Origin of the sequence: Brenneria sp. L4-2C (genome assembly GCF_040240335.1) — a bacterium.
Lineage (GTDB): Bacteria > Pseudomonadota > Gammaproteobacteria > Enterobacterales > Enterobacteriaceae > Brenneria.
The window spans coordinates 1-14640 of sequence record NZ_JBEIAC010000024.1; the positions used below are offsets into that span (position 1 = coordinate 1).

The following is a 14640-nucleotide window of genomic DNA, read 5'->3' on the forward strand; positions in this document are numbered from 1 at the left end:
CGGTGAGAGGTTCAACACGCGGGAGGAGATGAAATCGGCGGTATTCGAGTATATCGAGATAGACTACAATCGGCACCGACGGCATAGTGCCAACGGCGGGCTAAGCCCGGTGCAATTTGAGGAAAGAAACCTCGCTTAAGGCAGTGTCCACCGTCGCTGGGCAAGATCAAGTTTTATTGATTCAAGATTAAGGAATTCTGGTCACTAAGAATTTGATCTTGTAGCATTTACAATGCTTACACATGCTATTATTAAGGTATACACTAGCTAAGATCAAGATATTTTAGTAGCTTTTTTATCTTTGTTTTAAGGGCTATCCTTATGATTTATAATGGCATCAAGAAGATACAGTCCTGTGATTTTCCCTTTTGTCATACACTACTTTGACAAAATATCCCTTCCGATTGCAGGACAGATCATGACATTTAGTGATTTTCACTCAGGCATTAATCAGATTCTAAAAATAGAAATATGTCTTCCAGGCACCGGGTTTTCTATCCATAGAGGAGCACTTACGCTTATCCATTTGATTCATGCCGAGAAGTAATATTAACGCAGACTATTTATTAATTAATTTAATCCCACTTCATGGAGATTATTATTTACCCCGCCAGTACGAAAAACTAATCACTTAAGAAAAGGATAATTCCAGAGTGAAATTCATCTTTAATTAAAACACTTCGATATATATGGCTAGTTTAATTATAGTTCTTACCAAATATCACCTGTCGGATTGGTTAATATATATAATGAGAAAAGACCATTCGATATGGTGAATTTATAGCTTAGATATATAGCGTGTATCAACAACACAATGTAATTAAAAATAATTAGTGAAGGCCATAACGAGTGAGCTCATCTTTCCTCATTATTTTTTACCTCTTTTCCTCTGGATATGCATAACACCCCAGAGGAAATCATCAATGAGAAACACAAGTCAAGGTTATAATGCAATCTATTTAAAACGCATTGAAGAAACGCTTGAAAAAGCACTACATGAACATCCCAGAACATTAGCGGTACGTGTGGATTTACGTTTACCGGATAATCCTGCTGCTACTGATTCGGCGGTAATATCCCGATTTACAGATTCACTAAAATCCAGGATTGAATCATATATCAATCATCAACGACGATTAGGAAAACGAGCGCATCCTTGTACGCTACGTTATGCCTGGGTCAGGGAATTTAACCAGGAAGAAACCAAAAAGCATTACCACGCCATATTACTTTTCAATAAAGATACCTGGTGCTCTTTAGGTGATTATCAGGTTACGAAAGGTTCTCTGGCTGCCTTAATAAAACAGGCATGGTGTAGCGCTTTGCATTTAGATTATCCACTATATGCCACTCTGGCACATTTCCCCGAGAATCCCTGTTACTGGCTGGAAAGAAACAGCCCCCATTTTTTCCAGCAGTCCATGCGGCTAAAATCACGAACCAACTATTTAGCCAAAGAGCGCACGAAACAATACGGTGATGGCGAACGTTCATTTGGCTGTAGCCAATATTAACAGATTGACCGATATATAGATGGTGTGGAGGAGACCACTACTCCCTGCCATTCGTATTATCGGCCAATTAAATTTTACAATCTTTTTTTATCTCCTGACGGAGTATGTCACCTGCGCGTTTAGCCCATGGTGACCGACTCCTTATTCCAATTGAAATACAGGAGATTGTCATGATGAACACATCAATGAATGTACTTGATGACCGAATGGTTGATATGGCCTTTATTACCCAGTTCACAGGCCTGACGGATAAATGGTTCTACAAGTTAATTCAGGACGGTGCATTTCCTAAACCAATAAAAATGGGCAGAAGCTCGCGCTGGCTAAAAAGCGAAGTAGAGAACTGGGTACTTTTTCGTATTTCTGAATCCCGAAAATAATGACTTCAATATTCATCACCATCTTTATTTTTCCTCACCACGTTACGCGGTACTGATAGCCATCAGTCAATTGTCCGGCTATCCGAATACAGCCAGGCACAGCGATTGCGCTAAATTATTCCCGGCTACGAATCATCTTTACGCGCCTGGAATCAGCAATGCTGAACATACATATACAGTCCCGCCTGTTTCCACAAGCAGACCGTTGTTCCTTTTATCTATTTTAGTTACTGCCTCATCTATCATGGCATTGCCTTTCAACGCCTTACCAGAACAACTAACAATGCATATTCGATCGGAATTAACGATCAATAACAAATAATTGATTTGTAAAAGCGATCATAGTTTTCTCGTCAATTCGCCGATATATAAGGATGGTCTACCTCAAAGCTAAAACATCATCTGCACTTCTGGATAAACAAGCTTATGTCGTCCGTAGCGATGATTGCCGGTAAAGCATAAAAAATCCCAAAAAGCGACACAGAATGTCGCGTGATGGCTGGAGAATGCTGCTCAAGACGTTTCCCTGCTGACATTAAGGAGTTCTATATGAAAGAGCTTATCTATTTTGCAACCGGTTTGCTGATTGGTGCCTGGATGATGAAAAACAGCTATGCCACCGATGAATTAAAAAAAGAACTGATACGCGAACGTACCCGCAATAGTTCTGCGAATACGGCCAAAGCCGCGTGAATATGCGGCAAGTATCATTAATTGATTGAGTATAGCGCTATGTCCGATCCCAAAGACAGACTATTTAGGCACCTGGCGATCTTGCGCCTGATACCTCGCGAACCGAGGTATATTTTGACTACCGAGTTGCTACAAAAACTTAAAGATCTGAAGTTTGAGATCGATTTACGTACCTTGCAGCGAGATCTAGGCGGACGGCTTAGCCTGGATTTCCCCTTGCTTTGTGATGAGAGGACGCGTCCATTCCGTTGGAGTTTCCGCCAGGACACGCCTCGGTTCGATTTTCCCGTGCTAGATACCCCTACTGTACTGGCTTTCGTTTTTGCTGAAAATTATCTGGAAAAGTTGTTGCCACCCAGCGTACTCCGTCTGCTGGAACCTTATTTTTCAATGGCGCGGCAGCAATTACAGGGACAGCAAACACACTGGGCAGAACGCGTGCGCGCATTGCCTAATGGCAAAACGTTGTATCCCGCAGAAGTAGATGTGGATATTTGGGAACAGGTTTCCACCGCGCTGATGGAAAAGCGCCAGTTACAGATTCTTTATCTTAGCCGTAGTAAAGGCGAGTCCAAAAGCTTACGTGTCCACCCTGTCGGATTGGTGGCTCGCCATTCAATAAGTTATCTGGTCGGCACCGTTGATGGTTATAACGATTTACGTCAGTTTGCCCTGCACCGCATCCAACAGGCAGATACGCTGGACGAGTCAGCCTGTGAACAGGACGGTTTTGATATTGACAGCTATATCGAGTCCGGTGCTTTTGCCTCGCGGCAGAGTGAACGAGAGGTGGAACTGATTGCCGATGTTCATCCGCAGACCGCCTGGCTGCTGCGTGAAACACCACTTAGCTATCAGCAAAGTCTGGAGGCACTGCCGGGCAGCGATTGGTATCGACTGCGTGCTCTCGAACCACTGGATCAGGAAACGCTGTGGTGGATCTTCGGACTGAACGACAACATCCGGGTATATGAGCCTGAGGTTTGGGTGGCGGAGATTAAGAAGAAGATGGAGAAAATGAGACAGATGTATGAAAAACAGGCATACGGTTCATTAGCAAGATAATAAGCAAACGCATCTATTCGAGGTCTTTTATGAAAAACAATGATCACGACACGTTATTTTCCTTCAGGGCCGACGAAAGCCATAATCGTAAGGATGAAATACAGCAGGATAAGTTTCGCACGGCAACTGCGCTGGCAAGTGATGAAGTTGTGCAGCGCTTTGGCAGCGCCAGCGCCGAGTACCTGAAAGGGTATCGCGGCGTCGATAATGAAACAGGCCAACAGTTTGCTAAAGGTCTGGCTGATGTGGCGAAGCACAAAGTTAATCCCGACTATGCAGCACAAAATATAAAGCAGCAGGCGGGTTTCTCCGCAGAAATCGCCGCGACCAGCCGCGATAATGCAGAGGCGATTATCAGCCGTAATCCGACTCGTACCGTTCGCAGCGATGATCTGCCTGAGTATGGCAAAAACCATAACGTCGTGGATCGCGTGCAGATCCTCGATGGCGATATTATCGACGGTTCACAAAGCCAGATGAAATTTGTCGGCGACCGGAATCAACTCTTCAATAAAATCGCAAAAGAAGACGGCAAATTTGCACGCTATCGCGGAGTCAAACTTGAGCTACCGTCAGAACAATTCGAAGGTGCAGAGACGTTTTGCCGTCAGAAATCCCAGGAGCTTCGCAATCAGGCCGATAAAGTTGAAACACTGGGCAAACAGGATGTTGCCGATAAGCTGCGCCGTGAAGCCGATAATTATGATCAGCTCGCCGACAATGTATCTGACAGCGGCCTGACTACCGAACAGGCAATTTATTACCGTGAGCATCCCAAACGAGCTACCGCAATAGATATTGCGCGCACCAGCAACCGTGCCGGTATTGAAGGCGCCAAATACGGTGCTGCGATTGGCGGAGCGATCTCGTTATTAACCAACGCTTTCAACGTGGTTCAGCAGGACAAAACGCTGGGCGATGCAGTACAGGATATTGCCGCCGATACAGCCAAAACGGCGGCGCTGGGCTACGGTACCGCCTTCGCGGGCTCCGCCATCAAAGCGGCTCTGCAACAATCCGAAAAACAAACATTACGCGCCATTGCAGGCACCAGTGCCCCGGCACTGGCCGTCAATATTTGCTTGTCTCTGGGCAGTTCTATCAAACGCTACGTCAATGACGAAATCAGCGAAGCTGAACTCCTGAACGAAGTCGGAGAAAAAGGCGCGGGCATGCTTTCCAGCGGCATGATGGCTGCGTTTGGGCAGGTCGCTATTCCCATACCTGTTGTCGGTGCGGTTATCGGCGGCATGATTGGCTACACACTTTCTTCCATGTTCTATCAAAGCGCGTTGGAAGCTGCGCGGGGTGCAGCCCTTTCACGTGAAAGATTACAACATATCAGTGTCATCCAAACGGTTGCACGTGCCCGCATAGCGAAAGAACAGGCCATGCTGGACGATTTTACCCGTCGGGAAATACCGCAATTACGCAGAGAAACAGAACTTCTGTTTAAAGCCGTTGCAAATAGCCCTCATGACATTGATAGCCTGACTTCTGCCATCAATGACTATGCCACGCTGTTAGGCAAAAAATTGCAATTCCAGACGATGTCGGAGTTCGAGGAATTTATGGACTCTGACCAACCTTTAACGCTGTGAGAAAAAAATCAGGATACTTATGCTTATCAAACTGTTGCCGGATGATGAAAAAGCGCTTCTTCTTGACCTCGCCAGACTATTGGCGCTTTGCGATAAACCTCTACTGTGGGACGGGAAAACCAAGGATGAACTGACGTCGGATTCCGATCTTAATGCTCTGTCCATTCAGCAAGGCGAGCAGGAAAACGAACTACTGTCCGAGTTGGAACAATCCGTCAAAACACCCGCACTGTCGATAATTGGCATATCTGCGACGTTATGGGAATGGGAGACGTCAATCGAAAGTAAGCTCACGGAAAAACTGAAAGCTTTTCCGCTTACCAAAATAGACGCTGCGGAAAGCCGCGTGCAGGCCGCCACTGCGGTTTTAAAAACGTTACTTGAAGAAAAGCGAGCCGATTTACCTACCATCCCTAAAATTATTCTTTTCCAACTGATTCTTATTGCGCTTCGCGACGGCAATATTTCCAACATTGAATGGTCGCTGCTTAAGGAAATTCAACTGCATTATCAACTACAGGATTTTATCTTTAAGGATCTATTGGATCGCGCTGAAGTATTGAACAATGAAATAAGTAAAACAATTGCCCTCGTTCTTGAATAAAGGAGATATGACATGCCCATTCCAATTATTATCGGCGCCGTTGCCGCAGCAGCAGGTATTTATGGTATTGCTAAAGGCGTTAGCGGCGCTATAGATCAAAGTAACGCTACAGACATTAATGAAAGCGCTCAGAGTATGGTGGACAGCATCAATCAGGAAATTGATAACAGCCGTAAAGCGACAAATAACACTATCGAAGATTATGGTCAGCGCAAATTGCGGGCATTTAACGGCGTGGTTAGCGACTTTATCGAAACCTTCGGCCGCCTGAAGAATGTCAATCTGGTCGAAAGCCCGGAACTGGAAAAACTGAATGCGGGCGATTTTACAACAACGACCCTCACAGGTTTGCAGCAAAACTATCAGATGCTCAAAGATGCCGGTCTGGGCCTTGGCGCTGGCATGAGCAGCGGCGCAGCGCTGGCTTTCGGCGCCTACAACGGCACAATGCTGCTGGCCACGGCCGGCACCGGCACCGCAATATCGACCCTTTCGGGCGTTGCGGCGACCAATGCTACCCTGGCATGGTTAGGCGGCGGCACTCTGGCCGCCGGTGGTTATGGCATGGCGGGCGGCATGATGGTGCTGGGAGGGATTGTCGCCGGTCCGGCGCTGGCTATTTTCGGCCATATTATGGGAAATAAAGGTGAAGAAGCGCTGAACAACGCACGCAGCAACATGGAGCAGGCAAAAACCATTTGCGATCAGGGCAAGCTGATGCTGGAAAAACTCCAGTGCATCGAACAAATCACGGTGTTGGCAAACAAAACCTTCTCCCATACCAGTGGACGCCTGCGCGGTGCTGTGCGTGGAATAAAGGAATCAATTGAAAAACATGGCGAAAACTTCGCATCCTTCCCTCAGGAAAGCAAGGAAACCGTTTTCCTCTCCGTCAAATATGCACAGTTACTTAAAGCCTTGATCGACACGCCTATCCTCGATCAAGACGGTAATCTGGTGTTATCTACGGAAAAGCGCATCCTGGATATTTCAGCTGTTGCCGATGGCAAAAAATCTGCGCTGGACACACCGGCCGCCTGATCCTGACAAAAGGCTCGCGGTAACAGGCGAGCCTGACTTCTGGAAGATATGACGCACTGTAACGAAAACGCCTCTCCCTTTCCCTGCACCCAATGTGGGCTATGCTGCCAACGCGTTAATCTGGCACAGGAAACCCGCTATCTTGACCGGGGAGACGGCACCTGCCGGCATTACGATGCGGCCAGTAAAGGATGCAGCATTTACCACGAGCGTCCGGATATTTGCCGAGTGGACTTGCAATACCGACTCAACTACGCCCGCTTTTACTCGTGGGAAGAGTTTGTTGCATTGAACCTGACGGTTTGCCGGCAATTGAATGACGGAGATATCTAAGCCGCTATAAATAATGTAGCGCTGAATACTATCAGAATGAAAGTTTTCGGATAAAGCGATACAGAATGTCGTCTAAAGGCTGGAATATATCTCATTCAAAATGTCACAACCGACAGAATGGAAAGGAGAACAAAATGGCAGGTTTATTCAAAGTCCCCGCATTCACTGCGCTGATAACGCTGGTCACCATCGGAAATGCCCATGCGATAGAAATCTGGCATACCGATACCGTTTGGGCGGGTCAGGGAGCATGTAGCGCACAATTCACGCTGGATAACGGCGGAGCGTTTGGTGAGCCGGTAGGGAAACTGGAAATCTCTGTTGATGTGCTGGATAAGAGCGGAAAGGTGCAGCAAAAGGATACGCTGAACGTAGAGCCATTTGGTGATTCGGACGCTACCCGCTATCAAACCGCACTACTGGAAGGTGAAAATTACTGTGAAAGTGATTTGACCATCAATATCACCAAAGTGGCTGAAATCGTCGGGAGCGAAAAGAAAATCCTTCCAGTCTCTGAGTTCACCACGCGGAAATTTAAGCCATATACCGTCCTGATCGACGGTAAGCAAGCAACCCTGTAAATTTCCGAGGCTCGTTATGGTTTCTCTTAACAACAATTATTTAACGATTCTGAATCAGCAGAGTAAAACGACCTCGAAACTGGGGCAGGCGATTGAGCGACTTTCCTCCGGATTGCGCATCAACAGCGCGAAAGACAACGCCGCCGGTCAGGCTATCGCCAACCGGATGACCGCGAATTTGAACGCTAACAGTACGATCGCCAAAGGCGTTCAAGATGGCCTCAGCCTGATGCAAACCGCCGAGGGTGGGCTCGATGAAATCAATAATCTGCTGCAAAGGGCGCGTACGCTAGCCGTTCAGGCGGCAAACGGCACATTATCCGATTCCGACCGGGAGAGCCTGAACAACGAATATCTGCAAATTGTTGACGAAATAGATAACATCGCGTCCACAACAGAGATATTCGGTCAATATCCGCTTGCCTCTGCTGAAACTACCCAACCGGTTAATTTAGGCGACACGGAATCCATTAGTGCAAAATTTCCAGTCGAAGGGCAGACGTATACCTTTACCTCAGGAATAGTTTCTCTGGCCTTTATTCCTGCGGGCGCTAAGAACATTACCATCACCGTGGATGGTCTCGCCGGCCCGGAAGACGATATTCAGTTGTTTACACGTGATGGTACCCATCTGACCGGCACACCAGTAGAGGGCGACGATGCCGATGCCGTCTGGACAGAAAATGGCATCACAAGTACGGCTTCCATGAACGCATCCGTAATAACCGAATCCAATGGTTTCCTGCCTGACGCTGAGTATTCGGCTGATTCTCTGTTGGAAGTGGATGATTACGATACCAGCATCGGCACGCAATTGAGTTACAACGGGATGATCATCACCTATAGCGGTGACGAGGATCGTTTCGAGGATGATACAACCGGTGGGTATAACGACGGTAATATTCCTAGCAGTGAAAATACGATAGAAACGCTGAATATTGATGTTGTGACTGAGGACCTGATTGTCATGGTGGTGGGGTCAGGTATATTCACTGCCAGCGCGAGCTGGGACGAACTGCCGATGCCAACGGAAGAAATCGATACGGGAACGCCAACCAGCCAGACCACGACAATTATCGTCAGCGCAAATTATGGCAGCGATGTGCATGCCATCACCATCGACCCGACGCCTGCCGATAGCGAAACGTTAGGATTAACTGGTGCTTCACTGCTTTCCGCTGAAAGCGCGGGAGCAGCAATAACCACATTCGATCAGGCTCTGGAAACGATAAACAGTTATCGCAGTCAATACGGTAGCTTGACGAATCGTTTTGAATCGATAACCTCCCAGCTTTCCCAGGGATTTATTGTTATTTCTGACGCTCGCTCTCGTATTACTGAGGCCGATTATGCTGTCGAAGTATCAGAAATGACGAAAGTACAGATCCTGCAACAGACAACCACTTCTATGCTGGCGCAGGCCAATCAGCAATCGGAAATTGTGCTGACGCTATTGCAAGGATAATGGTGAATTGATCTGGTGAAAAAATACGTTACAAGTCATCGAAATAGATTAACCTCCAGCTCAAACATGAGCTAATAAAATTTGTATTTTCATGTAATAATAAAAATTATGAGCATTAATATCTTCAGCGCTTGCCTGTTTACTACCAAAGCTTTTGAGAACATCATGAAATATGATTGCACTGATGCATCCATAACTATTTTTGATGCTGAATACACTATCGACATCAATATGTTAAGTGAAATTATTATCAATTATCCAACTGACTTTATTATTGTGCTGAATAATCGCAATCACAGTCCAATTATGATAGCGAAAAGAATCATTATTTTATCAAAGCACACATCTGTCAATATCATTAAAAAAATCATCTATAGCATCTGTTTCTTTAGAGAAATAAAATCAAAGACGATATCGCTATCGCCTCATGAAAAAGTATTTTTTGATTATTGGCTTGGCGGGGAAACAATAAATTTTATCGCAGAACACATGTCTATCACCCCCAAAACGGCTAATAATATAAAAATAATATTTATAAAAAATATGGAACAAAAGATTTACTCACATTTTTACTGATATCAAAGGTTTCAAATATGCAGGGCATCAGCAATGCCAAGCATTATAGAATAACCAGCTTCTGTCGGGCGGCCTGATTGAAACTTTTTCCCGCCATCAGCTCAACGTTTTTTGCTCTATTTTTCCGACCACGGCGAGGAGGTATATGAAGCCCACCGCATAACGTGCTGGGCCGTAACGAAAGTGCGCCAACCCGAGCCATGTACACTGTTACGTTTATTTTGTGGCGTCGCCCGAATGGCAAAAACCATCCCCGTCAGTACACTACGGATGTTGACCGGAAATACAGTATCGCCCATCTCATCCATTCCTGGGCAGATTTAGCGGGGCTAAGCCATGACTTCTACGACCCGGAGAAAAGTCTGATCAGCGAGGCGTTCAGGCCGGCAACCCGCTGGATCGGCGATCCGTATGAGAAAAGCGGACTGAAGGATCTTGATGCGTTGTCTTCGGTTGTCGATACGCCTAAAACTGAGCAATAAATCATTAGCTAACTATTAATAATAAGAAGAGATTATTATCGAAAAAAAGTACTTTATTTACCGGTAGTTAACCTATAGCTACCGGCTTCAAATCCCTGTATGCAGTATGTGGTGCAAACCACTTGAACCACACTGATTTTGCGAGCATCATCGCAATAATCCCTTTTTATCTACTTTGAGTATGTCATCTGTTCAGGCACTTCAGACGGCGATAACCAATATGTCTATGTGGCGTAAAGGCGACCAGCGTGCGCCACATAAACCATTGTTATTGCTTTATGTGCTTTCCGCCTATCAGAAAGGGCATTCGCGCTTGTTTCACTATGGCGACGAAATTCGTCCGCATCTCCTGGCCCTTCTGGGCAGTTTTGGGCCACTGAGGCGTGCTCATTATCGCTCAGTCCGGTTGGTGATTTGTGATGTTTGGCGATTGATCAGATCGCATAATCCGGGCTGAGTTCCCACCAATTGATCTACTATTCCGCGCAGCTATTTAGACGATGTACGCAAGTTCCGTGATCCTCATTTCCGTCAAACAGTACTACGTACATACCAATATCGCTGTGCGGTCTGTGGCTATGATTTACGCCACGATACGACGCCTGTCGGCCTGGAGGCCGCACACATCAAATGGAAACAATACGGTGGCCCTTGCACCGTGACCAACGGACTGGCCTTATGCTCAGTACATCATTCCGCGTTTGATATTGGCGTTATCGGTATTGATGACAGCATGAAACTGATGGTTTCTGAAAGCCGTGAACGGTAGCAGGATCGTCGAACGGCTGTTCTGGGATTTTGAGAGTAAACCGCTGTTTCTGCCTAAAAAAAAGGAGTATTACCCGCTGGATCAGTTTATTGAGTGGCATCGTGGGCAGGTGTTTAGGTACTAAATATTACTTCAGAATAATTGTATTGAATTATATTTCATCTCGGATAATTTTTTGAGTAATTAACGTTTCAATGTAAACTCATTATGCTTCTCTGCAATAAGAACTATCGCATTGATTATTTTAGGATAATTGGTGATAGTGTCAAATAATTGATCTAAAACAATGTGCTATTGTTCTTATAGATTGATAATACCATGTCAGAAAATCATAGCCTTACAAAAAGGAGATTTACTATGACGTATAAAAAACCTGAAGTTCTTGCTCAAAGTACTACTCAAATGGCTCAATGCCGTCCAAATAGTAAACCTAGCGGAAGGCCCTGCAATCCACCAGGTCCAAGCGGACGTTAATTGAACATAGCCAAACCTTGTTATCATGGGTTAATGGAATAATTATTCTTTGGTAAAAAATAAAGCCTCGTATCATTAGGTGTAAAAATCTAAGATTAAGAGGCTTTTCAAAAAATCGTACTATAGTGTAATTGATCATGTTTGTTGGTCGAATATTTTATCTATATCTTACGTGTGATTTTTTTGTTTGATTAAGTAATATTTTAATGTTTCACAAAGTGAAATTTAGATATGTATAAGTATTGTATTATTTAAATGAATACTCTTGCCGTTTTATGAATTTAGAATATTTTGTCTATTGAGATTTCGCTAGGTTTCATTATCATGAAGTGTTCACGTTCGACATATATCTTGATACACACTCTTTTCTCTTAAGGTATGCTATTATGTTTTTAATGAAAAAATCTAATATCATGTTTAGAAATTATGACGCGTTTGCCTATATAACTGATAATAGAAACTTTGGATATAAGAAGATAAATGACAACAATAACTTTGTTGGAGATAAAATTCTATCGGAAAGTGGTGCTGTATTTTTTTCTGTTCTAGATATAAAGCCACAGTTTATTGATGATTTGGTGAGGAAATTAAAAAATAAATTTACCGAGGTTGATGTTGATATAATAAGAAATGATGCGAAGGAATTTTATTCCTTTCTTGAACGTGATGGATTTATTGTAACGGGTAAAACAATTCAGGAATGTGAGGAGAAAGATATCAGGTTTTCGTATAAAGACTTACATCTTGAAAAAACAAAAAAATTTTCTTCATCGGTCATTATGCATCCCAGAAAATCTACTCAGGATTTTTTAGATGAATATTTTAGTGGTAAGCCGCAACTCACCGCTTTACATGTTGAGATTACCAGTAAATGTAATGAACGATGCATTCATTGCTATATTCCTCATGAAAATAAAAAAAGCGGAATAGATTCTGGTTTGTTTTATGATATTTTAGAAAAATGTAAAGATATGAAAGTGCTACATTTGACACTTAGCGGCGGTGAACCAATGCTACACAAGGATTTTTGCAATTTTTTAAGAAAATGTAGAGAATATGATTTTTCAGTAAGTATTCTAAGTAATTTGACTTTGCTTAATGATGAGATTCTCAATGAAATGAAAAAAAATCATCTCCTGGGTGTTCAGGTCTCTTTGTATTCTATGAATCCTGATATTCATGATGAGATAACTAAAAAAAAAGGAAGTTTCGAAAAAACAAAAAGTGCTATTTTGAGACTGGTCGAAAATGACATTCCTTTGCAAATAAGCTGCCCAATAATGCAACAAAATAAAAATTGCTACAATGAAGTGATAGAGTGGGCGGCAGGCTATAATATTCATGCTGGTGATGATTATGTTATAATAGCAAGATATAATCATTCAACAGGAAATCTAAGTTGTCGTCTTTCAGAAAGTGAAGTGAAAGGGATTATTAGAGAAAAAATATCCAGTGATGAAAATTATATAAAGAAAATAAAAATAGAATCTGAAAATAAAAAAATGCTCAAACCAAACGATTTTGTTTGTAGTGTTTGTAACTCCTCCATTTGTATATCCGATAATGGAAATGTATATCCTTGTGCAGGATGGCAGGATTATGTTGTGGGTAATGTAAAAGAAAACTCTCTGAGCGATATTTGGTACGATTCTAAAAAAATCAGATATTTAAGAGCATTGCGCAGGAATGATTTTCCTAAGTGCCTACAGTGTGATGATAAAGAATTTTGCACTATGTGCATGGTTAGAAATGCAAATGAAAACCCTCTTGGAGATCATTTAGCAGTTAATCCATACTTCTGCAATATAGCCAAGTTTCATAAGGAAATGACTTTAGAACAGAAAGAATAGAGGCAAAATATTTTCTTACCACGGTTCTCGCATGCCCACTGTACGGCTTCGGATGGAGGCAAGAGGTTGAGTCCCCTGTGGCAGGGGCCTAGGGAGGCAATGTGCGAATTAAATTCGTCGAAATTACAAATTTTTGAAAGATGAAATGTATGCATTTAAACTTCGACAAAAAAACGACGACTCTTGTTGGTGCTAACAATAGTGGCAAAATTTCGGATGATTTCCAAAGCCTTGCTGAGCAGTGGTTTACCACGCTGATGGGAAAGTCTGGGTCAGTAATAAAGAAGAACGTGGCAACGCTGGTGGAAATCCATTAAGAACTGTGCTCAGCACTGTTCTTAACATTAGCGGAGAACGTCCTGAGACACTCTCCGCTAACGTCAGATATGAAATGATTCGTCGGAATATTAAATCATTAGCCTGATGTATGCGATTTAATCCTTTATTTTCAGTGTGATAATAAAATCACCCGCCTAGCATAGGTCGGAAAATATGACTCCCGCCATGCCATCCAGGCGTATTTTTACTATTTCCCATTCCGGCATCACCTGTCCCATTAGCCGATAAAAGCGTTCGCTATGGTTATGCTCAGCGATATGACAAAGCTCATGCAGGATCACGTAATCGATGCATTCGCGCGGGGCTTTAACTAAATAGGGATTAAGCGTTAGCCGGCCATTGGGCGAGCAACTGCCCCATTGGGTCTGCATGGTTAAAAGACGCAGTTGCGGGCGTTCGCTGACCCATAGAGTCAGTTCCAGCATCGCGTCCAACCGTCTGGCGAAGACCTCTTTGGCGCGGGTTTTATACCAGTTAGTCAGCAACTGCCGGACCTTTCCGGCGTCTCTCTGGTGCAGGGTGACTTCCAGTTTGCCGCGCAGCATCTTTACACCCTGTGTAACGGCGGGCTCTTCCAGTACCTTTAACAGGTATTGCTTACCCAGGTAATAGTGGCTCTCTCCGCTGATATATTTCCGTGGGGTGATGTATGCGAGCTGCTGGCGAAAGTCTCGCAGTTGTTGATAAATCCAGCGACCACGTTTTTTCACCGCATTCAGTACCGTCTGATCATCGGCCGCTTCCGGGGCGGAGACCACCACCCGGCAATCCGGATGTACCTTAATCAGCACGCGTTCAGTCGCCTGAGGACGGGGAACGCAGTCGAAGTTAATCCGCTCATCGCCGTAGAAAAAGCACATTGACCGCTGCGGA

General features: G+C 44.1%; 16 protein-coding genes and 2 pseudogenes. 16 read left to right on the plus strand and 2 right to left on the minus strand.

All coding sequences use genetic code 11. The features are described from left to right. The 16 genes and pseudogenes from ABRZ26_RS22130 to ABRZ26_RS22205 all read left to right on the plus strand — a co-directional run. A partial coding sequence (locus ABRZ26_RS22130; protein WP_319602909.1) for an IS3 family transposase occupies positions 1-139 on the plus strand: 139 nt, incomplete at its 5' end. A gap of 784 nt (positions 140-923) precedes the next feature. Further along, positions 924-1514 carry an inovirus Gp2 family protein gene (locus ABRZ26_RS22135; RefSeq protein WP_319606269.1) on the plus strand — a complete coding sequence of 197 codons (591 nt, stop codon included), beginning with the start codon at positions 924-926 and terminating at the stop codon, positions 1512-1514. Between the two features lie 173 nt (positions 1515-1687). Beyond that, on the plus strand, positions 1688-1894 hold the full coding sequence (locus ABRZ26_RS22140) for a helix-turn-helix transcriptional regulator (RefSeq protein WP_136165127.1): 207 nt from the start codon (positions 1688-1690) through the stop codon (positions 1892-1894). Positions 1895-2443: 549 nt separating this feature from the next. Further along, a complete protein-coding gene (locus ABRZ26_RS22145) occupies positions 2444-2587 on the plus strand; it encodes a hypothetical protein (protein ID WP_168197563.1) in 144 nt (47 codons plus the stop codon). A gap of 39 nt (positions 2588-2626) precedes the next feature. Then, positions 2627-3652, plus strand: a complete 1026-nt coding sequence (locus ABRZ26_RS22150; RefSeq protein WP_319606270.1) for a helix-turn-helix transcriptional regulator — start codon at positions 2627-2629, stop codon at positions 3650-3652. Between the two features lie 29 nt (positions 3653-3681). Further along, the gene (locus tag ABRZ26_RS22155; RefSeq protein WP_319606271.1) at positions 3682-5253 is read left to right on the plus strand and encodes a hypothetical protein; all 1572 of its coding nucleotides are present in this window, start codon (positions 3682-3684) and stop codon (positions 5251-5253) included. 19 nt (positions 5254-5272) lie between these two features. Continuing rightward, positions 5273-5857, plus strand: a complete 585-nt coding sequence (locus ABRZ26_RS22160; protein WP_319606272.1) for a hypothetical protein — start codon at positions 5273-5275, stop codon at positions 5855-5857. Positions 5858-5869: 12 nt separating this feature from the next. Further along, positions 5870-6898: a hypothetical protein gene (locus ABRZ26_RS22165; RefSeq protein WP_136165049.1), complete on the plus strand. Its 1029-nt coding sequence runs from the start codon at positions 5870-5872 to the stop codon at positions 6896-6898. Positions 6899-6946: 48 nt separating this feature from the next. Then, positions 6947-7231, plus strand: coding sequence for a YkgJ family cysteine cluster protein (locus tag ABRZ26_RS22170; protein WP_151243106.1), 285 nt, complete (start codon positions 6947-6949; stop codon positions 7229-7231). 134 nt (positions 7232-7365) lie between these two features. Next, entirely contained in the window at positions 7366-7812 is a 447-nt protein-coding gene (locus ABRZ26_RS22175; protein WP_319606273.1) for an IrmA family protein, read from the plus strand. Positions 7813-7828: 16 nt separating this feature from the next. After that, positions 7829-9277 (plus strand): flagellin N-terminal helical domain-containing protein, encoded by a 1449-nt coding sequence (locus ABRZ26_RS22180; protein WP_319606274.1) that lies wholly within the window; start codon positions 7829-7831, stop codon positions 9275-9277. 108 nt (positions 9278-9385) lie between these two features. After that, positions 9386-9853, plus strand: coding sequence for a transcriptional regulator (locus tag ABRZ26_RS22185; protein WP_319606275.1), 468 nt, complete (start codon positions 9386-9388; stop codon positions 9851-9853). A 200-nt stretch (positions 9854-10053) separates the two neighbouring features. After that, a complete protein-coding gene (locus ABRZ26_RS22190; protein WP_319606276.1) occupies positions 10054-10335 on the plus strand; it encodes a hypothetical protein in 282 nt (93 codons plus the stop codon). A 181-nt stretch (positions 10336-10516) separates the two neighbouring features. After that, positions 10517-11228 (plus strand): annotated as a pseudogene (locus ABRZ26_RS22195) (phosphorothioated DNA-binding restriction endonuclease). A 736-nt stretch (positions 11229-11964) separates the two neighbouring features. Further along, entirely contained in the window at positions 11965-13428 is a 1464-nt protein-coding gene (locus tag ABRZ26_RS22200; RefSeq protein ID WP_319606277.1) for a radical SAM/SPASM domain-containing protein, read from the plus strand. A gap of 149 nt (positions 13429-13577) precedes the next feature. Continuing rightward, positions 13578-13745, plus strand: a complete 168-nt coding sequence (locus tag ABRZ26_RS22205) for a hypothetical protein (RefSeq protein WP_222431670.1) — start codon at positions 13578-13580, stop codon at positions 13743-13745. On the opposite strand, the pseudogene ABRZ26_RS22210 reads toward ABRZ26_RS22205, so the two are convergent. Together ABRZ26_RS22210 and ABRZ26_RS22215 are read right to left on the minus strand one after the other, a co-directional pair. Continuing rightward, positions 13675-13887: pseudogene (locus ABRZ26_RS22210) on the minus strand (hypothetical protein); the annotation flags it as partial. The gene ABRZ26_RS22205 and the pseudogene ABRZ26_RS22210 sit on opposite strands and share 71 nt — an antisense overlap. Positions 13888-13901: 14 nt before the next feature. Then, positions 13902-14627, minus strand: coding sequence for a M48 family metallopeptidase (locus ABRZ26_RS22215; RefSeq protein WP_319606318.1), 726 nt, complete (start codon positions 14625-14627; stop codon positions 13902-13904). Between the last annotated feature and the right edge of the window lie 13 nt (positions 14628-14640).

Bases quoted from the DNA above. Each gene is read 5' to 3' on its own strand.
- ABRZ26_RS22170 (WP_151243106.1), top strand. From the start codon at position 6,947: ATGACGCACTGTAACGAAAACGCCTCTCCCTTTCCCTGCACCCAATGT.
- ABRZ26_RS22135 (WP_319606269.1), top strand. From the start codon at position 924: ATGAGAAACACAAGTCAAGGTTATAATGCAATCTATTTAAAACGCATT.
- ABRZ26_RS22190 (WP_319606276.1), top strand. From the start codon at position 10,054: ATGTACACTGTTACGTTTATTTTGTGGCGTCGCCCGAATGGCAAAAAC.
- ABRZ26_RS22155 (WP_319606271.1), top strand. From the start codon at position 3,682: ATGAAAAACAATGATCACGACACGTTATTTTCCTTCAGGGCCGACGAA.
- ABRZ26_RS22175 (WP_319606273.1), top strand. From the start codon at position 7,366: ATGGCAGGTTTATTCAAAGTCCCCGCATTCACTGCGCTGATAACGCTG.
- ABRZ26_RS22145 (WP_168197563.1), top strand. From the start codon at position 2,444: ATGAAAGAGCTTATCTATTTTGCAACCGGTTTGCTGATTGGTGCCTGG.
- ABRZ26_RS22165 (WP_136165049.1), top strand. From the start codon at position 5,870: ATGCCCATTCCAATTATTATCGGCGCCGTTGCCGCAGCAGCAGGTATT.
- ABRZ26_RS22215 (WP_319606318.1), bottom strand. From the start codon at position 14,627: ATGTGCTTTTTCTACGGCGATGAGCGGATTAACTTCGACTGCGTTCCC.
- ABRZ26_RS22200 (WP_319606277.1), top strand. From the start codon at position 11,965: ATGTTTTTAATGAAAAAATCTAATATCATGTTTAGAAATTATGACGCG.
- ABRZ26_RS22150 (WP_319606270.1), top strand. From the start codon at position 2,627: ATGTCCGATCCCAAAGACAGACTATTTAGGCACCTGGCGATCTTGCGC.
- ABRZ26_RS22140 (WP_136165127.1), top strand. From the start codon at position 1,688: ATGAACACATCAATGAATGTACTTGATGACCGAATGGTTGATATGGCC.
- ABRZ26_RS22180 (WP_319606274.1), top strand. From the start codon at position 7,829: ATGGTTTCTCTTAACAACAATTATTTAACGATTCTGAATCAGCAGAGT.
- ABRZ26_RS22160 (WP_319606272.1), top strand. From the start codon at position 5,273: ATGCTTATCAAACTGTTGCCGGATGATGAAAAAGCGCTTCTTCTTGAC.
- ABRZ26_RS22205 (WP_222431670.1), top strand. From the start codon at position 13,578: ATGCATTTAAACTTCGACAAAAAAACGACGACTCTTGTTGGTGCTAAC.
- ABRZ26_RS22185 (WP_319606275.1), top strand. From the start codon at position 9,386: ATGAGCATTAATATCTTCAGCGCTTGCCTGTTTACTACCAAAGCTTTT.